Annotated in this window: 19 protein-coding genes and 1 pseudogene; 9 read left to right on the top strand and 11 right to left on the bottom strand. The window is 33.5% G+C overall.

Going from position 1 to position 20,531, the window contains the following annotated elements; translation table 11 throughout:
* Nucleotides 1-14 precede the first annotated feature (14 nt).
* The 7 genes and pseudogenes from hisG to hisF all read left to right on the top strand — a co-directional run bounded on the left by hisG (nucleotide 15) and on the right by hisF (nucleotide 6,093).
* On the top strand, nucleotides 15-632 hold the full coding sequence (gene hisG / locus PYW31_RS02190; protein ID WP_046835867.1) for an ATP phosphoribosyltransferase: 618 nt from the start codon (nucleotides 15-17) through the stop codon (nucleotides 630-632).
* Nucleotides 622-1,890, top strand: a complete 1,269-nt coding sequence (gene hisD / locus PYW31_RS02185; RefSeq protein ID WP_235602276.1) for a histidinol dehydrogenase — start codon at nucleotides 622-624, stop codon at nucleotides 1,888-1,890. Before hisG ends, hisD begins: the two co-directional genes overlap by 11 nt.
* The gene (locus PYW31_RS02180; protein WP_046835869.1) at nucleotides 1,877-2,881 is read left to right on the top strand and encodes a pyridoxal phosphate-dependent aminotransferase; all 1,005 of its coding nucleotides are present in this window, start codon (nucleotides 1,877-1,879) and stop codon (nucleotides 2,879-2,881) included. The genes hisD and PYW31_RS02180 overlap by 14 nt, the downstream gene beginning before the upstream one ends.
* Nucleotides 2,859-3,437: an imidazoleglycerol-phosphate dehydratase HisB gene (gene hisB, locus PYW31_RS02175; RefSeq protein WP_046835870.1), complete on the top strand. Its 579-nt coding sequence runs from the start codon at nucleotides 2,859-2,861 to the stop codon at nucleotides 3,435-3,437. Before PYW31_RS02180 ends, hisB begins: the two co-directional genes overlap by 23 nt.
* Nucleotides 3,434-4,030 carry an imidazole glycerol phosphate synthase subunit HisH gene (gene hisH / locus PYW31_RS02170; protein WP_046835871.1) on the top strand — a complete coding sequence of 199 codons (597 nt, stop codon included), beginning with the start codon at nucleotides 3,434-3,436 and terminating at the stop codon, nucleotides 4,028-4,030. Before hisB ends, hisH begins: the two co-directional genes overlap by 4 nt.
* Nucleotides 4,005-4,709, top strand: coding sequence for a 1-(5-phosphoribosyl)-5-((5-phosphoribosylamino)methylideneamino)imidazole-4-carboxamide isomerase (hisA, locus tag PYW31_RS02165; protein WP_046835872.1), 705 nt, complete (start codon nucleotides 4,005-4,007; stop codon nucleotides 4,707-4,709). The genes hisH and hisA overlap by 26 nt, the downstream gene beginning before the upstream one ends.
* Nucleotides 4,706-6,093: pseudogene (gene hisF / locus PYW31_RS02160) on the top strand (imidazole glycerol phosphate synthase subunit HisF). Before hisA ends, hisF begins: the two are co-directional and overlap by 4 nt.
* A gap of 166 nt (nucleotides 6,094-6,259) precedes the next feature.
* Here hisF and PYW31_RS02155 read toward each other — a convergent pair.
* The gene (locus PYW31_RS02155; RefSeq protein WP_082104690.1) at nucleotides 6,260-7,171 is read right to left on the bottom strand and encodes an ABC transporter substrate-binding protein; all 912 of its coding nucleotides are present in this window, start codon (nucleotides 7,169-7,171) and stop codon (nucleotides 6,260-6,262) included.
* 176 nt (nucleotides 7,172-7,347) lie between these two features.
* Here PYW31_RS02155 and PYW31_RS02150 point away from each other — a divergent pair, with 176 nt between their 5' ends.
* Complete coding sequence (locus PYW31_RS02150; protein WP_046835875.1) at nucleotides 7,348-7,716, top strand: VOC family protein; 369 nt, start codon at nucleotides 7,348-7,350, stop codon at nucleotides 7,714-7,716.
* 78 nt (nucleotides 7,717-7,794) lie between these two features.
* Here PYW31_RS02150 and PYW31_RS02145 read toward each other — a convergent pair whose 3' ends face one another.
* The 3 genes from PYW31_RS02145 to PYW31_RS02135 all read right to left on the bottom strand — a co-directional run bounded on the left by PYW31_RS02145 (nucleotide 7,795) and on the right by PYW31_RS02135 (nucleotide 9,655).
* Nucleotides 7,795-8,349 (bottom strand): GNAT family N-acetyltransferase, encoded by a 555-nt coding sequence (locus PYW31_RS02145; protein ID WP_053042460.1) that lies wholly within the window; start codon nucleotides 8,347-8,349, stop codon nucleotides 7,795-7,797.
* Between the two features lie 38 nt (nucleotides 8,350-8,387).
* Nucleotides 8,388-8,888, bottom strand: coding sequence for a GNAT family N-acetyltransferase (locus tag PYW31_RS02140; RefSeq protein ID WP_046835876.1), 501 nt, complete (start codon nucleotides 8,886-8,888; stop codon nucleotides 8,388-8,390).
* 62 nt (nucleotides 8,889-8,950) lie between these two features.
* A complete protein-coding gene (locus PYW31_RS02135) occupies nucleotides 8,951-9,655 on the bottom strand; it encodes an SDR family oxidoreductase (protein ID WP_046835877.1) in 705 nt (234 codons plus the stop codon).
* Between the two features lie 186 nt (nucleotides 9,656-9,841).
* On the opposite strand from PYW31_RS02135, the gene PYW31_RS02130 reads away from it, so the two are divergent.
* Nucleotides 9,842-10,117 (top strand): DUF1413 domain-containing protein, encoded by a 276-nt coding sequence (locus tag PYW31_RS02130; RefSeq protein WP_046835878.1) that lies wholly within the window; start codon nucleotides 9,842-9,844, stop codon nucleotides 10,115-10,117.
* A gap of 213 nt (nucleotides 10,118-10,330) precedes the next feature.
* Here PYW31_RS02130 and PYW31_RS02125 read toward each other — a convergent pair whose 3' ends face one another.
* The 7 genes from PYW31_RS02125 to gntK all read right to left on the bottom strand — a co-directional run bounded on the left by PYW31_RS02125 (nucleotide 10,331) and on the right by gntK (nucleotide 20,502).
* Nucleotides 10,331-10,522, bottom strand: coding sequence for a hypothetical protein (locus PYW31_RS02125; protein ID WP_046835879.1), 192 nt, complete (start codon nucleotides 10,520-10,522; stop codon nucleotides 10,331-10,333).
* 202 nt (nucleotides 10,523-10,724) lie between these two features.
* Nucleotides 10,725-12,518: a beta-glucuronidase gene (gene uidA / locus PYW31_RS02120; protein WP_046835880.1), complete on the bottom strand. Its 1,794-nt coding sequence runs from the start codon at nucleotides 12,516-12,518 to the stop codon at nucleotides 10,725-10,727.
* 56 nt (nucleotides 12,519-12,574) lie between these two features.
* On the bottom strand, nucleotides 12,575-13,978 hold the full coding sequence (locus tag PYW31_RS02115) for a glycoside-pentoside-hexuronide (GPH):cation symporter (RefSeq protein WP_046835881.1): 1,404 nt from the start codon (nucleotides 13,976-13,978) through the stop codon (nucleotides 12,575-12,577).
* A 524-nt stretch (nucleotides 13,979-14,502) separates the two neighbouring features.
* A complete protein-coding gene (locus PYW31_RS02110; RefSeq protein ID WP_046835882.1) occupies nucleotides 14,503-15,717 on the bottom strand; it encodes a helix-turn-helix domain-containing protein in 1,215 nt (404 codons plus the stop codon).
* 157 nt (nucleotides 15,718-15,874) lie between these two features.
* Nucleotides 15,875-16,948 carry a YkvI family membrane protein gene (locus PYW31_RS02105; protein ID WP_046835883.1) on the bottom strand — a complete coding sequence of 358 codons (1,074 nt, stop codon included), beginning with the start codon at nucleotides 16,946-16,948 and terminating at the stop codon, nucleotides 15,875-15,877.
* A 429-nt stretch (nucleotides 16,949-17,377) separates the two neighbouring features.
* Nucleotides 17,378-18,736 (bottom strand): gluconate:H+ symporter, encoded by a 1,359-nt coding sequence (locus PYW31_RS02100; RefSeq protein WP_046835884.1) that lies wholly within the window; start codon nucleotides 18,734-18,736, stop codon nucleotides 17,378-17,380.
* 218 nt (nucleotides 18,737-18,954) lie between these two features.
* Complete coding sequence (gntK, locus tag PYW31_RS02095) at nucleotides 18,955-20,502, bottom strand: gluconokinase (protein WP_046835885.1); 1,548 nt, start codon at nucleotides 20,500-20,502, stop codon at nucleotides 18,955-18,957.
* Nucleotides 20,503-20,531: the final 29 nt, after the last annotated feature.

Below are 20,531 nucleotides of genomic sequence, written 5' to 3'. Positions count from 1 at the left end.
AAGGAGAGAACATCATGCTTACTGTAGCTTTAGCAAAAGGTAGATTACTTAAAAGTTTTATTGCTTATTTAAATGATATAAACGCTAATGAAATGGCAGTTGCACTAGAGCAAAGAGATCGCCAACTGCTTATTTCTATAGGAGATATCCAATTTGTCTTAGTCAAAGGCAGTGATGTCCCTATTTATGTAGAACAAGGTGTTGCAGACGTAGGAATTGTAGGTAGTGATATTTTAGAAGAAGGCAATTATGCAATTAACAACTTACTCGATTTGCCTTTTGGTGATTGTCATTTTGCCTTAGCTGCAAAACCTGAAACTACTCATTTCAAGAAAATTGCAACTTCCTATACTCAAACAGCAAGAAATTATTTTGAATCACAAGGTTTAGATGTCGAACTAGTCAAATTATCAGGTTCAATCGAATTGGCTTGTTTAGTTGATATGGTAGACGGCATCGTAGATATTGTTCAAACTGGTACTACATTAAAATCAAATGGTTTAGTTGAAAAAGATACTATTAAAAATATAAACGCTAAGCTTATTACTAATAAACAATCTTACTTCAAAAAATCTAGTGAGATTGATGATTTAATTAAGACATTGGAGGTGTCTCTCGTTGATTATAAATAAAAACACATTTCTCAATGATTATTTAAGTCAATCTGCATTAAATGAAGATTTATATCCAATCGTCAAAGACATTTGTGACAATGTTAAATATCATGGTGATCAAGCCTTAAGAAATTATAACGAACAGCTGGATCATGTCACTACACCGGAACTTGAAATACCTATGCAAGATTTAGAAACAGCCTATAACAATATAGATGAAAATTTGCGCAGTGCACTTCAACAAAGCCACGCCCGTATCAAAGCTTATCAAACGTCTATTAAATGGTCAGACAAACAAGGCTCGTCTGAATGTTATGAAATGTATCACCCCTTAGAACGGGTAGGCGTTTATGTGCCAGGTGGAAAAGCAAGTTATCCTTCTACAGTATTAATGACCGTCACACTTGCTAAAGTCGCTGGTGTCAAAAATATTTCTGTCGTTACACCACCACAATCAGACGGGGTACCAGATATTGTATTAGCTGCCTGCTATATTGCTGGCGCGGATCGTGTCTTTCAAGTGGGAGGCGCACAAAGTATTGCAGCGCTAGCTTATGGTACCGAAACACTTCCAAAAGTAGATAAAATCGTTGGTCCAGGTAATCAATATGTAGCCTATGCAAAGAAATATCTATTCGGTCAAATCGGTATTGATCAAATTGCTGGTCCAAGCGAAATTGCTTTAATTATCGACGATACAGCTGACTTAGATGCAATCACATACGATGTATTTGCCCAAGCTGAACATGATGAACTAGCTCGAACATTCGTAATTAGTGAAGATACACGTTTATTACAACAACTAGAGCAACGTATCCAAGACAAACTGACACAGATTGAGCGTCAACCGATTGTAGAAGCAAGTTTAGCACACAATCATTTTTTAATCTCAGTGGATAATTTTGATGCTGCATGTGACTTAATGAATCAAATCGCACCAGAGCATGCATCAATTCAAACCGCTTCACCGCGAGATTATTTACAACATGTACGTTACGTTGGCGCGCTATTCTTAGGTCACTATTCTCCTGAAGTTATCGGTGATTATGTTGCTGGTCCAAGTCACGTGTTACCAACTAATCAAACAGCTAGATTCACAAACGGTTTATCTGTAAATGACTTTTTAACACGTCATTCAGTTATAGATCTATCTGAAGATACTTTTAACCAAATTGAAAAATCCGCACGTGATCTTGCACATGTGGAAGCACTTTATAACCATGAACAATCTATCAAAGTCCGAACAACAAAGGAGTCTACTGATGATAAGAATTAACAAAAATGAAAGCCCACTACGCCCTTTATCAGCAGCACAACTAGCAACACTTATTCAAGAAGCCTCATTTAATTTTTATCCTGATGATGAATATGAGCGTTTTAAAGCAGCTTATGCTAAATACTATAATATTTCTGCAGCACAAGTCATTGCAGGCAATGGATCTGATGAGTTAATTCAAAAATTAATGCTGATTATGCCTAAAGGCCCGGCACTTACTCTAAACCCAGACTTTTTCATGTATCAAGCTTATGCTGCACAAGTAGACCGCCCTATTGAATTTGTAGATGCAGAACCAGATTTAAGCTTTAGTCTTGAGCGTATACTGCAGCGCATTGATGAAGTTCAACCTGCTTTCTTTATCATGAGCAATCCGCATAATCCAACTGGTATTCAATATAGTACAGCATTTTTACAGGCAATTTCTGACAAAATAAAAGCTATAGGCGGGTATTTTGTCATTGATGAAGCATATTTAGATTTCGGAGAGTCTTATGAATTAACGATGCAACCGCATATCCTGCAAATGCGCACTTTATCGAAAGCATTCGGTATTGCTGGATTGAGATTAGGTGTATTAATTAGTACCCAAAATACAATACAACAAATACAAAAATTAGAGCACCCCTACCCGCTCAATACAATCACATTGCATATTGCTATATATATGTTTGAACATCGAGAAATGACAACTGATTTCGTGAATCACCAAAGACAATTAGCTTTAAAACTTCGTCAAATGTTTACTGATTTAGTTTCTGACATTATGACAGTTTATCCGTCAGCCACAAACTTTGTATTGACTAAAGGTGATGCCGCCCATAACTTAGGACGCTATATAAAATCAAATGGTTTTCTTCCTAGGTTATACGATGAACCATTAATGGCTGACTATGTACGTTATTCTATTGCTACAGATGAACAATTAGACGAATTAAAGGAACTCATAAAAAATTGGAGGTCTCAGTATGATTTATCAAAAAACACGTAATACTGCCGAAACACAATTAAAAATTGCTATAGCTGATGATAATAGTCCGAGTAATATCCAAACAGGCGTCGGTTTCCTAGATCATATGTTGACACTCTTTGCCTTTCACAGTAAATTGACTATCACCATTGAGGCAAATGGTGATACGGAAGTTGATGATCACCATGTTACTGAAGATATTGGTATTGTACTCGGACAACTTCTATTAGAAATGGTTAAATCACGTACAGCTTTCCAAAGATATGGTGTAAGTTATATCCCTATGGATGAATCACTTGCACGTGCAGTGGTAGACATTAGCGGCAGACCTTACCTTTCTTTCAATGCAGAATTAAGTAAAGAAAAAGTTGGTACCTTTGACACAGAACTTGTTGAAGAGTTCTTCCGAGCATTGGTAATTAATGCTCGACTTACAACACATATTGATTTATTACGTGGCGGTAACACACATCATGAAATCGAAGGGATTTTCAAATCATTTGCACATGCCCTCAAAGATGCTCTATCTGATAGTGATTATGACAGCACACCATCTTCCAAGGGTGTGATTGAATGATTGCCATCATTGATTATGGATTAGGTAATATTAAGAATGTACAGCGTGCTGTAAAACATTTAGGTTATGACGTGATTTTAACTGATAAACAAAGTGAAATTGAAGCGGCAGATATCATCATACTACCTGGCGTAGGACACTTTAAAGATGCGATGCAAGCAATTGAACAACGTGGACTTAAAGCTATTTTAAAAAATATTACAGATAAACCAATTATCGGTATCTGTCTCGGTATGCAATTATTATTTGAATGGAGCGCAGAAGGTAATGTAGATGGACTTAAATTTTTACCTGGAAATATTGTTCCTATCCAAACACCTTATCCAGTACCACATTTAGGTTGGAACAACTTAATCAGCGACCATCCTCAATTGACCCGTGATGTTTATTTTGTCCATTCTTACCAGGCACAGATGTCTGAACATGTTGTTGCTTATGCTGATTATGGAACACAAGTACCGGCAATTGTGCAATATAAACATTATATAGGGATTCAATTTCACCCAGAAAAAAGTGGTGCTTATGGTTTAACAATACTCAATCAAGCTTTGAAAGGCGGTTTCTTAAATGATCAAACTTTGGCCAGCAATTGATCTAATCAATGCAACAAGTGTTCGACTTACAGAAGGTAAATATGATTCAGAAGAAAAAATGGCACGAAGCGCTGAAGAAAGCGTTAAATTTTACAACCAATTTGATTGTGTAGACCGTATTCATATCGTTGATTTAATCGGTGCCAAACAACAGTCTTCTGTTGAACAAAATTATATTAAACTGCTCCGTACGCTTACGGAAAAACCAATGGAAGTTGGTGGCGGCATACGGAGTTTAGATACTATCGAGCAATACTTTGCAGATGGCATAGATTATTGTATTATCGGGACTAAAGGCATTCAAGATTTAGATTGGTTAGAAACAATGACTAATCAATATCCTAACCGTTTATATTTATCTGTAGATGCTTATCGTCGCGAAGTGAAAATTAATGGTTGGGAACAAGATGCACAACTTGATTTATTTGAATTAGTTAATAAAATTGAATCCTTACCGCTTGGTGGCATAATCTATACTGATATTTCCAAAGATGGTCGTCTATCAGGACCTAACTTTGAAATTACAGGACAATTAGTTCAGGCTACTCAAAAACCTGTTATTGCTTCCGGAGGGATACGTCATCAAGATGACCTCGCTCAATTAGAAACGCTAGGTGTAGATGCTGCAATAGTTGGTAAAGCTGCCCATAACCCTGATTTTTGGGAGGGCCTTTCATGATAAAAAAAAGAATCATTCCCTGCCTAGATGTCAAAGACGGCCGTGTAGTTAAAGGGATTCAGTTTAAAGGATTACGCGATATCGGCAACCCTGTAGATTATGCCATGTATTATAACGATCAGGGGGCAGATGAGCTGGTGTTTTTGGATATTTCTCGCACTGAGGCTGGTCATGACCTTGTGCTTGATGTCATTGAAGAGACTGCTGAAAAATTATTCATACCACTCACTGTCGGTGGGGGCATCTCAACATTAGATGATATTTCACAATTATTAAATCATGGGGCAGATAAAGTATCCTTGAATTCTAGCGCACTCAAAAACCCACAATTTATTAAAGAAGCCAGTGAAAAGTTCGGTAGCCAATGTATTTGTATTGCTATCGATAGCAATTACGACAGCGAACTTAATGACTATTTTTGTTATACACATGGTGGTAAACAACGCACAGATATACGTGTCTATGATTGGGTGCAAAAAGTCGAAACATTAGGTGCTGGGGAACTACTCATAACGAGTATGACACATGACGGTATGAAGCAAGGATTTGACGTAAAACATTTACATGAAATCGAAAAACTTGTTAATATCCCTGTTATAGCTTCTGGAGGCGGTGGTAACGCAGACCATTTTGTTGATTTATTTAAACAGACTGATGTATCTGCAGGACTAGCAGCCAGTATTTTACACGATAAAGAAACAACCGTTGATGAAATTAAAAAAACGATGTCACAAGGAGGTATTCCAGTAAGATGACCCAACAACAACCTGATTTTAGCAAAGGACTATTACCTGCTATCTTGCAAGATGTAAATACAAAGCAAGTCTTAATGCTTGGTTATATGAATGAAGCAGCTTATAAAAAAACACTAGTGGATGGTGTCGTATGCTTTTATTCACGTTCTAAACAGCGATTATGGACAAAAGGAGAGACTTCTGGTCATACCCAAGTTGTTCAAAATATTTATTTGGATTGTGATGAAGATACTATTTTAATTGATGTAATACCTAATGGCCCTACATGTCATACAGGTAGTCAAAGTTGTTTTAATACGGATGTCCCCTTCAAAGTACAACAATTAGAACAAACTGTTGCTACTAGCGCAAACTCAAACAAAGATAACTCCTATACGAAATATCTACTCAATGAGGGACTTGAAAAAATCACTAAAAAATTCGGTGAAGAATCCTTTGAAGTCGTTATAGGAGCTATGAAGTCAGATAAAAGTGAAGTAACAAATGAAACTGCTGATCTTATGTATCATTTATTTGTATTGTTACACGCTTTAGACATAAAATTTGATGATGTTGAACAAATACTCGCAGAACGCCATCAAACTTCAAATAATTTTAAAGGTGAACGTACTGATGTTGAAAATTGGTAATATCTACTATTAAATTATGCTAATCCCCTTTTAAAATTACTATTCAATATTAAAAAGCATAAAAAATACACATCCGTTTATACACGGATGTGTATTTTTATTATTAAACGCTTGCACTTTTGAATATAAAGTATTTATCTACAATCATGCTTCCAGTCACTTTACATCATTCATTCTTCTTCATTAGTTCTTTTTTGAATACTTCAGCTTGTTTTTCTATTGATATTACATCTGCATAAATTGCTTCATCCATTGGGTAATAAATTACGTTATTATTTTTTACTGCTTCATTGTTTTTCCATACGTCTGATTTAACAAAATCATTATTTGGCTGCTTACCATCTTTTGAAGGTATCATTAAATAATCGCCTGAATAATCATTAAATTTTTCTTTAGGGACCTTCATAAATTTATCTTTAGGCATAGCTGCTTTAGCATCAGCGTCTTCTTTAAAACCAAATCCTTCATAAATCGCTTCACTTCCCCTACCAAATCGAGGACCAAATTGATATATATCTTTTGCCTGGACATCCATTATAGAAAACGTCTTATCCTTACCTATTTGTTTTTTAATCGCTTGACCATCTTCAGCTAATTTTTTAGATAATGTACGTGCTTGCTTTTTAGCTTTTGCTTCTTTACCCACCAATTTACCTATTTCAATATGTGTTTCTTTATAATCCATATTCTGTACTTTTATTGGCACAGTAGGTGCAATTTTTGCTAATTTTTTATTATTTTTATTTTCTTTATAAGTAATGATTAAATCCGGTTTTAGTTTAGCTGCAGCTTCTACATCTTCTGGATCAATTTTTTTCACTTTATCCATATTCAAATATTTAGAATTTGGAAACAAACTTGTTATAGCAATAGGTTTAACGCCCAATTTTTTAAAATTACCATAATTAGCTGTTAAATCTAGCACTCTTTTAGGATGTTGAGGTATTTGTATTTCTTTGCCATCATCAGTAGTATATGTACGCTTCTCTTCACCTGTATTTGAATTACTTTTATCGTGATTACCGCAAGCTGCAATAAACATGGTTAAACATAATATCAAGCATAATAATTTTTTCAAAAAATAACCTCTTTCATTTTATATTACCTATATTATAAATGAAAACCATTATCACTTACAACGTTATTAATTTAATTTTTAAAATTATATTATTGAAAATTTTTTCGTTTCCAACTATCCTTCGTTTTATATAATATTATTTGCTATTATAAAATTAGAATAAGGGGGATGATACTATGAAAAATAAATTCTTAGGTATTGATCATGTCCAAGTGGCTGCACCAGCACATCATGAAGTAGAAGCGCGACAATTTTATGCTGAAACACTTGGATTGAAAGAAATTACTAAACCAGATCGATTAGCTAGAAATGGAGGGGTGTGGTTTGAAATTGGACACCAACAACTACATGTTGGTGTTCAAAAAGACTTTATACCATCCCAAAAAGCGCATCCTGCATTACTTGTAGAAAACATTTCAGATATAAGAAGACATCTAGAATCCAAAGGTGTAGAAATAGTTTACGGAGATGAGCTTGAAGGCGCCGATCGATTTTATATCTCTGATCCTTTTGGCAATAGAATTGAAATTATCGAGTGGTTATAGCTAATAGCATATCTTACAACATAATAAATAATATACCTGCACAAAGCTCATTTGATGTGCAGGCATATTATTTATACTTTAGGATTCAAAAAAATAAACGTCATCATAGGATTCAAAATCATCATAATGACTATCTCTTACGAAACCTAATGATTCTGCAGTCTTAATAGATGGCAAATTATTTATTTTTGTACGAACTAATATTTTATTATTTACTTTTGCAGTCGTTTTCACATTCTCAATAACTGCCTTACATGCTTCTTTAGTATAACCTTTACGCGTATGTTGCGTTTCAAGTCTATAAGCTAAATTTAAATATGTTTCACCATCTAATTGTTTATAGCTCAATCCACATATTCCTAACATTTTACCTGTTTTCTTTTCAATCATTAAACAATATCCAAAGCTATATCTCAACCAATGATTCATCCATGTTTTAAGCATCGCTTTAGTTTCTTCAATGCTTTGATGTGGCCCATCGGGATTATATAGATTAGTTTTAGGATTAGCATGTAATTGGTGTAGCTTTTCAAGATAATAGTGCGAAGGTCGAATTAAAAATAAACGTTCCGTCTCAATAATAAAGTTTGTCTCCATAATACGGGTATGTTCTATCACGCAGTTTGTTTCCATTCAGTACCCCTCCTTAAATAATTATCCTCATATTGCCATTAAAGTTCTAAACACATTAAATCTTCATCATAATAAACATTTCCATCAAACAATGATTTCGGTTCGATGCCATATCTTCTAAAACCTAACTTTTCATATAAAGCAATTGCATGATAATTGTCCGATAAGACAGATAAAGCGATTGTCTTTACTTTGCCTTGTTGAGTGACAATATCTATAATGTTGTGTATCAATTGTTGTGCTAACCCCTGTCTTCTAAAATCAACATGACAATATACGCCAACTAAATTGCCTTTGTGTTGAACCTTTTCTAAAGTTTCACTATAAAACGTCGCCATACAAATTAATTTTTCATGCTCAAAAGTCCCCATCGTAAATTTTTCTGAGGAAGAGGCAATGCGTGATTTGAACGCATCCATAGGTAATTTAATTTCTCTATCATATGTCGAAGCAAAACCGTTTGGATCCGTCTTTAATGATGTTAAACGTAAAGCTCTATATTGCTCTACGTCATCTTCATTTAAATACCGAATGAACATATTATCACTTCTTTCATTTTTCACTATTACCTGAAGCATTATTTATATTTCATGTATCTTATTTAAACAGGGCGTACTGTTATTTCATTCACGTTAACATGACTCGGTTGTTGTAATGCATATAGCACTGCTTCTGCAATGTCGTTAGGGTCCAGCTTTTTACGTTCTCCCCAATCTGTATCTCCACTCAATGGTGTATCTACCATGCCAGGCGAAATACTTGTAGCTCTCACACCTGTCTTCGCTAATTCCTTTTCTAAACCTTGAGTAATAGAGTGTATAGCTGCTTTCGTTGCGCTATATAGCGTACTTTTTTTTGTGACTTCAAAACCAGAAATAGATGAAATATTGATAATATGACCACTAGACTGTTTTAAAAATTCCGGTAATACTGCATGTATACCATAAAGTGTACCTTTCACATTAACATCAAGCATCGTATCCCAAGCATCTACATCATCATCTGTAATTGCTGATGAAAGCATCTTACCAGCGCTATTTACTAATATATCCACCCTACCAAATTTTTCCTGAGTATGACGCACAAGTCGTTCAATATCACTTTTTTGTGTGACATCTACAGTTAACGTATCCACCTCTGTTTGTACTTCTTCTTGAATGCGTTTTGCCACTGCATTTAAACGTGATTCATTTCGTCCAGACAATACTACTTTCACACCATGATTAGAAAGCGCATGTGCAATACTCGCTCCTATTCCACTACTCGCACCTGTTACAATTGCCACCTTATCCTGTAACTCTATCATTTATATCTTCCTTTCTATTTATTAACTATTAAAACACTTATTTATGCCATTCCCTATTTTCAGTTAATCTATCATCAAATATCATGTTATATCATTACTAACTTCCCTATCCCCTTGTCATCACTCTTAAATCATAATAAAGTGGGTATATATTAATACATAAAATTTTATAAAGGAGGATGCATAATGCATTTTGACTTCGATCAACGTATCAAACAGTTAAGAGCAAATTTAGGACGTACAAGCTTTAACTTTCAATTTGAAGATTTATTTGATAAACAAGAATGGTTAAATATGTCAATACCACAACGTAAAAATTCAGAACGTGAATTTCGTATATTTATAGAAAACCATGACCATTTACGTATTCCTTATACCTCTGAAGATCACATTCGCATGCATATGTATAATTCTTTTTATGATTACAATGAAATAAAAAACAACTTTAAATCGTATGTATAATATATACCCGAATTTTGAGCATAACAAAAGCCTACACTACTTAATTTTAGTAGTTGTAGGCTTTTGTTATTGCTTAAGCGCGTTTCGTAAATCATGAAAGGTGCTACTGGGGAGAAAAATATGCAATATCTTAAGACACTATTATTCATTATCTAAGATAATTTCATCCGAGGTAGTATCTTAAAATCACTACACATAGATGTATACAGCGTATTAATTATTCACTAATATCTTTTTCTTTAAACCATAGTTGTAAATCTTTTCTGCATCAACATAAGCTATATAATCAATACTTCTGTATCCATCTTTAATATCATTAATAATACCTTGATTCACACCTGTGTGTGTGTAAATATCATAACTACTTTCATCTGAAAAAATGACCTGTTCAATTACTTTTCTCATCTTGATCACTCCATATTTTAGCTTTCGCTATGCTATATATGCCTCTTACACTTATTATATTAATCGAATCTTGAAGAGAAATAAAGCATTTGTGATTGTTTTCACAAAACTATCACAAATGCTTTTATTTATTTTTTCACGAACTGTTAATAGTTGACATATTTTCACAAAATAATATTATATTTTCATTGGATTGGTAAGTTTACTTTTTATATCCAAAATTGGGTATATTATCCCAACGCTTTTTAAAATAGTGAGCAACTGCTTTAGGTCGTCTTTCACGAGTGAAGATACCTTTCTTATTCCCTTGTACCCTTATTAACCCACTAGCTGTTTCAAAGTCTGCAAAATTCCAAGTTTGTTCACCAATAAATTGTGGATATTTATCAATAACTTCATGATTAGCTTCGTAATAACGAAGTTGATATTCTTCTGTAAATAATTCGTCATTTATAGCATGCATGCCGGCAATTGTATCAGCCCCATATTCTGTAAACATAATTGGTTTATCTGGTTGTTTCTTACTCCAGCCATCCAATTCTATTTTCAAAGCTTCTTTTGCAGCTGTTAAATCCCCCGTTTGTGTATACCAACCATAATACCTATTTAGACAAAGCACATCTATCAAATCTTGAACTTGACATGCATCAGGTTGTGCAGTCAGTATTGTCACAATAGTGACTGGACGTTTTTGCGGATCACATGCACGTGCTAAGTTTACTAAAGGTTCAAAATATTCTTTTGCACCTTCTTCTGTCGAAGCAGGCTCATTCGCAATTGACCACATCACTACACAAGCATAATTCTTATCACGTGCTATAAGTTCCTTAATCACAGCTTCATGTGCTGCTTTTGTACCTATTTCTTCGAATGTTTTACGCGTTGACTCGCCAGATAATATAGCACTAAAGTTAAGATGTACACCGACAGCTGTTGTCTCATCTATAATAACTATTCCTTGTTCATCAGCAAGACGCATCATTTCCTCTGAGTATGGATAGTGTGACGTACGGAATGAATTAGCACCGATCCATTTCATAAGATTAAAATCTAATACATTTGTAACTTCATTCATACCACGGCCATTATAATAGGAATCCTCATGTTTACCGAAACCTTTGAAATAAAAAGGTTCATTATTAATTAAAAATTTTCCATCTTTCACTTCAACTGAACGGATACCAAAACGTTCTGAATACGTATCTATAGCTTTTCCATCTTTAAGTATCGTTACTTCTAAGTAGTATAAATAGGCATTTAAAGGTTGCCATAAATGAGGTTGTGTAACTTCTATTACGCCCTCCGCTCCACTAGTTGTAGCAACGACATTACCTTGTTTATCAAGTAAACGAATTTTAATATCGTTGATTGTCTCACTCGTAGTAACTCTATAATTCACTCTAGCCAAGTCTTCTAAAACTTCTGGCACAATTTCAATATCTTCAACAAATACTTTTGGTGTTGTATATATCTTAACTGGTCTATGAAGACCTGAATAATTAAAAAAGTCAAAATTAGGTGTATTTTTCTTAATTTTATTTCCCTGATTATCTACCGTTTCACTATAATCACCTACAGGTAAGGTTGTTTCATCTAATATATTATTGACACAAACTGTGAGGCGGTGTTGGCCAGTTGAAAATTGAGAATCTAACTCCACTTCAAACGGTAGAAATCCACCTTTATGTGAAGTTATTTCTTGTCCATCAATATAAACTGTCGCAAAATGTGTAGCAGAGCCAAATCGCAATACCTTACGTTCATCACGTAAAATATTGGGAATAGTAAAATTTCTTTCATACCAAACATTTCCCACATGATTACGTATATCAGCAGTTACACCTTGGTCATTATATGAACCAGGCACCGCCATGACTAGTTCAGTATCTAAGGGTTTAGAAACATCGATTTCATCCTTTTCATTTTCTAATTTAAAATTCCACACTCCGTTTAACTCAATAATATTTCTAGTTTCATTTGTCACTGGATATAACATGTAAACATGCTCCTTTCGTTATCTAAATATTGTTTTATTATTTAACCTTAAAAACTTTATAATTCATCTCTAATTGCCAACTCTTTAACAATTTGTTTATGACGATGATCGGTTAAAGGATATGCGAAGAAAAATAAAATTAAAGCTATTAGACATGCCGTAGCAGGAACAACAAAGAATAATACTTTTAATCCTGTTATTGTGTCCGCAGATTGTGCGACATTAGGCACATAACCGATAACTGTTAAAGCAAGTCCTGGTAAGAACCCTGCCAATGCTTGTGATACTTTTCTAGTAAAACTATAACTAGAATAGATGATACCTTCTGACCTTATGCCAGTTTGCCATTGTCCATATTCAACGACATCAGCAATAAAGGCCCAAGTCACTGTATTAGGTATCACTAAGAATAGTGATGCGAGTGAATTTACAACTAAAAATGTCATAGTTTCGTCTGCAAAGAAAAAGAAGTTAATAAATTGAAATACTACAAACCCAGAAACACCAATGATTGCTGTCATTTTCTTTCCAACTTTTTTACTCAAAAATGTTGTAAGTAATAGCCCTGGAATCAAAACTAAAAAGTTTAACGCACTTACAATACCTACTAAATTGGGTTCATCTAATACATATTGGAAATAGTATAGTTGTGAAGACTGTTGTAAAAACAGTGCCATGATTGTTAAAAGTGTATAAATTGCCAATATGATAAATGGTCTGTTTTTCAATAAATTTAAAAAGGCTTTACGACCTATTCCTTTTTCTTTAGGTCGCTCAACAGTATGACGCTCTTTCACACCTTTATAACAAATTAAATGAAATACTACGCCACATATTGCAAGTAAGCCAACCGCAATTGGATACCCTGTTGCATGATTTGGAAATAGATTAACCATAGGAATAACAACAATACCTGCAATAAACATTGCGCCTTGTGACCCTAAGTTACGAAATACTGATAATTGTGTACGATCCTCTGCATTAATTGTCATTGAAGCAGATAATGAACCATAAGGGATATTAACAAATGAATAAGCCATATTAAATAACATGTAAGTTGCAAAAGCCCATATCACTTTTCCCTCGTAACTGATATCTGGAGAAAGGAAAGTTAAGACAGTAAGTAAGGCTAAAGGAATCGTTCCATATAAAATAAATGGTCGAAACTTACCTTTCTTTCCAAAGTTGCGTCTATTATCTACCATTGTGCCTACTCCTGTATCAACAAAAGCATCAAATATTTTAGAAACCAAGAATACTAACCCACCATAAAATGGCGAAATACCTAAAATATCAGTAAAAAATTTAAGTAAATAAATTTGACCCATGTCAAACATCATGCCATTACCTAAATCTCCAAATCCGTATGCGAGTTTCTCTTTGAATTTCAATTTGGGTTCTTGGATTTCTTTGAATTTCATTAACTTTTTATTTGCTGGTTTTAGCTTTGCTGTAACCATGTCGACTACCTCTTTCCACTATCGAAACGTAATGATATTCTCACTCAATGATAAAAGCGCTCCGTAGTAAGTATTAGTGATTGTGGCCATCAATCTGTGCAAATCAAGCATATAATTGTAAGCGTTTTCTTATATGCTTAAATTTTTTTATCTCCATAAACCGAGTTCATATATTTATATAAAATATATCTCTCGTCCGCTTTTTATAGAGATCTTACTTTCATTATATTTTTAATTTTGAAACAGTCAACAACAAAATAACAACGTTGTTATAAAATGATATTATTAAAAATTGATCTTGATCATTTGCAAATATTTACAAACTCTATATCTAAAGCATCTTCGAATATATAACACCTACAGTACATTTTAAATTTGCACACAAGAACTGTTTTTATCACAGTTCATGAAGAGAGCAATTCCTTTTAATTTAAGGCGTTTTTTATAATATTGTTAATATTTTTTATAAAATATTAACATAAAATAAAAAATTACGTTAAGTGATGGTTTCAAAGTAATCTATATTAATAAAATACTTTATGTTCCGTCCGAAACTTCAAAGGTGACTTACCATATTGCTTTTTAAAGCATTGTGAGAAGTAGCTTTGTTCTCTAAATCCTACATAACAGGCAACTTCAGCAATCGTCATGTTTGTTCTAACCAGAAGATCTCGACCTTTTTCGATTCGTAATTCTGTAATATATTGAGAAATTGATTTATGTAGTTCTTGATTAAATATTCTAGATAAATAACTTGGAGCAAGTTCAACATGTTCAGCAAGTTTATTTAGTGTGAGAACACTATTTAAATTACGCTCTATATATTGAATTGCTTTACTTAATTTGGGACTGAAATCATTGAATTTTGCCTTCATTGCTAATTTTGAATAAGCTATAATTGTTGAAGCCATTAATTCATCTAACGTTACTATGTCTTTAGCTTGATCAATACGTGAAGCAAAACTTGTAGAAATTTCATCAATTTGTAACAGACCCACTCCTACTTTTTCTATAGCTTTTCTACATAATGTATTAATCAAGTATGCTTTATAGCGTTCATTTGATAAGTCATCTTTGACTCGACTTAGTCCTACCAGAGATACAGACATCTTATGGAATGTTGCTATTGCTTCATCAACGTTTCCATATTCTACTGCTGTAAGGAGTTGATTTTCCAATTTATAACGATATTCAATATCTTCTAATGTATAATCCATTTGAACTTGGTTAGACGCAATATTTTCTTTCTTTACATGAAAATGAAAATCAATTTTTACAATATCATAAATATTATTTCTTTTCTTCAAAAATTGAATGGCTAATCGACACATTTTTTGAGCTTTAAGCTTATGACATAAGGGAATTTTTAGTAAGTATTGTTTTAAAATTGAAAACTGGCCATAGTCAATATTTAATTCTTTCATAATTTCATAACAGCGGCGCTCATTTGGACGCTTTTCTATAAAGGGACCTATAATATAAATTTGTTTATACTTTTTAAACTTGAACATTAAAAAATTCACGCCAAATTGGTTCTTATAATGATAAATTTTATTACTATTCATATACTTTAAGAAATGCTTCAACTCATCTTTGTATTGTTTGCTTGTTGTCCTTGTAAACGGTGTCCTAATGCAATTACCTATGCCTTTAATATTATTGCTTTCATAACTTTCTAGCCGAATTCCTAATAGTTGAAGTGCATGCATTTGTAAAATCTCCAACGTCTCTTCATTCATAAAAACACCCCCTAATCTTCTAATTCCATTATAGCGAAAATTAACAATTAAGACGTGTCTGAAAAGACAAAATCTACATCACTTTTTAGTACAATCCTTACAATAACAAAAAATCATCTTCCTTTATTAAGTTAGATGATTGGTTGTTAATACTACATTATAATGTTTTTTTACCAAATTTTAATTTAAATGGTGCATAGAATAACACTAAGATTAAGACTAGGCCAAGATAACCAATTAATGGATAAAAAATAGCAACTAAATCTGTGAATCCAACAAAGCTCAATAATAATCCTATAATCACAGCACTAGTGTAAAATATTTTAAAGCGTACTGTATCTACAACTGTAAAACGCGTAGCAAATGCATAAAACATCCCTAAACCTGTGTTAAAAATCATACCAAAGATAACAATTGCCATTATAATTCCAAGTATTGGAGAAATATGATTTACAATTCCTAACATCGGCATTTCCATATCCCCAACAACATCTATTTGTTTGAAAATAGCTAAGTGACTTAATACGATCATAACGCCTAGAGCAATGCCACCAACTAAACCACCTGTAGCTGCTACCTTGGTGTTTTTTTCTGATCCTCCCATGACAATTGCCATAGAAGCACCTACTGCAGTATTAAATGATGCATAATTAATACCTGCAACAAACCAGTTAGGTAAAGATGATGGTTTCGCATTAGATAAGTCATTCAATTGAGATATCGGCGTATCTGTTGAAAGAAAACTATAAAAAGAAATAATCAAAATAAATATGATTAGAAAAGGTGTTATATTTCCAATCACTTTGACTACTCCTTCAACCTTTAACATGCCTGCCAAAATAATGAGTACTGTCATTAAGAGTGTTCCAATAATAGGTGGTAACCCGAACTGTTGATTTAAGTTTGACCCTGCACCTGCAATCATTACAACACCTACACCAAAAAGCGTAAAAATAATCACTAAATCAATAATCCATCCAAGTAATTTTCCAAACGTAGAAGCGCCCGTAATTTGGTGTATAACTTCTTTATGGGAATCTGTTTTTGATTTACTCCCTAACCAGACGAGCATCATACCTACATAAGCAAATAACGCCGTTGTTATAATTGCACCTATCGTTCCCATTAATCCAAAACTCGTAAAATACTGTAAAACTTCTTGACCTGAAGCAAATCCCGCACCTACGATAACCCCGATAAAAGCACTTGCGATTAATAAAATTCTTTTCATTATTCAATCCCCTTTGCTGTAGCTTTTCATATAAATTTTTCAACAAGTATAGTTCAATGCTAACTTCACATACTGTTTATCATTTATATTTTTCAACTGTATCTAAATAAAATGAAAATTTAACAACTACTTCATTTTATCATTTTCTAGTTAAATCGTATCGTATTTATTTATACATTCACCGCTTAATTTTCTATATGTATATAAGTTATCACATAATTATGATTAAGATTTTTATACTTTAACTTCTCTTTAAATGCATAAAATTTATAATCAGTGATATGTTTAATAATAAAAAGACTCATGTATTATAAAAATAAATTTATATACATGGACAATATGCAAAAAAACTGACAATAAGTCATATGACTTATTGTCAGTTTAATAAATGTTGAAATAAAAATAGTTCTTATTATCAATGTACTCAGTTTACACAAATATACTTAATATTAATATAAATACTAAACCAGATACTGAAATAATAGTTTCTAATAGTGACCATGTAAGGAATGTTTCTTTTACCGTTAGTCCAAAATACTCTTTGAACATCCAGAAACCAGCATCATTTACATGAGATAAAATAACACTACCTGCACCAATTGCAAGTACTACTAATGAAACGTTCACATCTGAAGCTTGAAGTAATGGTAATACAATACCCGTTGATGATATCGCCGCTACTGTTGATGATCCTAAGGCTATGCGTAGCACTGCGGCTACAATCCAAGCTAATAGTATTGGAGACATTTCTGTACCTTCAAACATCTTAGCTATAGTGTCTCCTACGCCACCATCAATTAATACTTGTTTAAACGTACCACCGCCACCGATAATTAAAATCATCATACCAATCGGATAAATTGCATTTGATACAGAATCCATAATATCTGCATTTTTGCGACCTTGCTTAATTCCCATTGTAAAGATAGCTAGTAATACAGCAATAAGCATTGCTGTACCTGCAGTACCAATAAAGTAAACAACTGATTCGAAGCCATTTTTAGCTTCTTCATGACCAGTAATTAATTGTACAATTGTTGATAACAGCATTAAAATAACTGGTGAAATTGCTGTTATTAAACTAACTCCAAATCCTGGCATTTCTTCTTCAGAGAACTCTCTTTGTGCACCTAGAGCTGAAATATCACCTTGACGATTATAAGCTGTTGGTGCAATTTTTTGTGCTATTTTATTGAAAATTGGTCCAGCAATAATCGTCACTGGAATTGCAATAATAATACCGTATAGTAATACATGACCAAGGTTTGCTTGTAATTCTTTTGCAATAACTACTGGTCCTGGGTGTGGAGGCAGAAATCCATGAGTTACCGACAATGCTACAACCATCGGTAAGCCTAATTTCAATTGTGATACATTTGCACGTTTAGCAATCGTAAATACTAAAGGTATCAACAATACTAAACCAACTTCAAAGAATAAAGCTATACCGACGATAAACGCCGCAATAAGCATTGCCCATTGTACATGTTTGTGTCCAAACTTTTTAATAAGGGTATCAGCTATTCGCGTAGCACCACCGCCATCTGCAAGTAATTTACCAAGAATAGCGCCCAAACCAAATATTAACGCAATATGTCCAAGTGTACTTCCCATACCTTCTTCGATTGTGTCAATGATTTTATCTAAAGGCATACCGAGTAATATTGCTGTTACGATTGATGTGATAATTAAAGAAATAAAAGTATTTAATTTCAAGAAAATAATAAGTGATAATAGTACAATGATTCCGATTACGACCGTAATTAATGGCCAAATTGTTTCAAACATAATTGTTCTCCCCTTCCAAATTCAAGATAGAAGACACTTCTAATTTAAAGATACTCCACACTTGATAACGCTTTCTTTAATGACTAAAAAATTTTCATATGTTAATTACAACTAAAAGCATATAGTAGGTTCCAAAGACAGTAACATGTATTAACGTTCCCTTATACCACGTTGCATGTCTTTTAGATTTAATCCCACACCTACATTGAATTAGCTTACTATTTTGTATTACTCATGTGTTCTCGTTGGAAAGCCGCTATTTCTGTATAACGCTCTTCCAATGAACGACTTAAATTAATGAAGATTGAAATCAATTGTTGATACATTTGAACATTATCTTGATTCGGTTTGTGTTCATTTGTTGTACCAACCATATCTTCAATGATTGAGAAGTCTTCGATTTCACCAAGTGCTTTCATTCCTAATACACAAGCACCCAAACATGAGCTCTCATAACTTTCAGGTACAATTAAGTTTGTATCGAAAATATCTGCCATCATTTGACGCCATACTTCACTTTTAGCAAAACCACCTGTCGCCTTAATCGTGGATGGTGTTTCGTTCATTACCTCAACAAGTGCTAAATAAACCGTATAAAGATTATAAAGCACACCTTCTAAAGCTGCTCGAATCATATGCTCTTTTTTATGAGTTAATGTTAAACCAAAGAATGATCCCCGTGCATCTGCATTCCATAGTGGGGCACGCTCACCAGCAAGATATGGATGGAATATCAATCCTTCAGCACCAGGTTTCACATTATTTGCAATTCTAGTTAACACATCATATGGATCTACACCAAGACGTTTAGCTGTTTCAACTTCACTTGCTAATAATTCATCACGTAGCCATCTTAATACCACGCCACCATTGTTTACTGGTCCTCCAATAACATAATGATCCTCTGTTAATACATAACAGAAAATACGTCCTTTATAATCTGTACGCGGTTTATCAATCACTGTTCTAATTGCGCCCGAAGTACCAATAGTTACAGCAACTTCTCCTTTTTTAAATGCATTTACACCTAGATTAGAAAGCACACCATCACTTGCACCAACGACTATTGGTGTGTTCTCATCTATGCCCATTAATGTTGCATAGCGTCGTTTCATGCCTTTTAAAATATGGGTAGTAGGAACGACCTCAGGGAGTTGTGACTCATTAATACCTAGTAATGCTAACGCCTCTTTATCCCAAGAAAGTGATTCGAGGTTAAACATACCTGTCGCTGATGCCATAGATTGATCTATAACAAATTTCTCAAACAGTTGATAAAAAATATACGTTTTTATATCAGCAAACGTTGCTGTCTGATTATATATTTCTTGTTGTTCATGTTTCATCCAAAATATTTTAGACAATGGGGACATTGGATGAATAGGTGTTCCCGTTCTCTTGTATATTTCAATACCGTCATGCTCATTTTTAATTTTATCTGCATATTGACTTGCACGATTATCCGCCCAAGTTAAATTCTCAGTAAGTCGTTGATTGCTTGCATCCATTGCTATCAAACTGTGCATTTGAGCACTAAAGGAAATTAATTTAAGGTCTTCTTTAGCAATATTCGCTTCTCTCATAACATATTTAATTGTCATCAATACTGCATCAAATAATTCATCTGGATTCTCTTCTGAGACTTCCACGTTAGGTGTATGCAATGGATAACCAATATTGTGTTTCATTATAAATTGTCCTTTTTCATCATACAGTACGGACTTGGTACTTGTTGTTCCTATATCTACACCTATCATGTATTTCATGATTCTTCCTCCTAATACTTTTCCAGTTT

It is taken from the genome of Staphylococcus succinus (genome assembly GCF_029024945.1).
In the GTDB taxonomy this organism is placed as follows: domain Bacteria; phylum Bacillota; class Bacilli; order Staphylococcales; family Staphylococcaceae; genus Staphylococcus; species Staphylococcus succinus.
The sequence above is the reverse complement of the archived record's forward strand: the minus strand, read 5'-3'. Positions and strand labels throughout refer to the sequence as shown.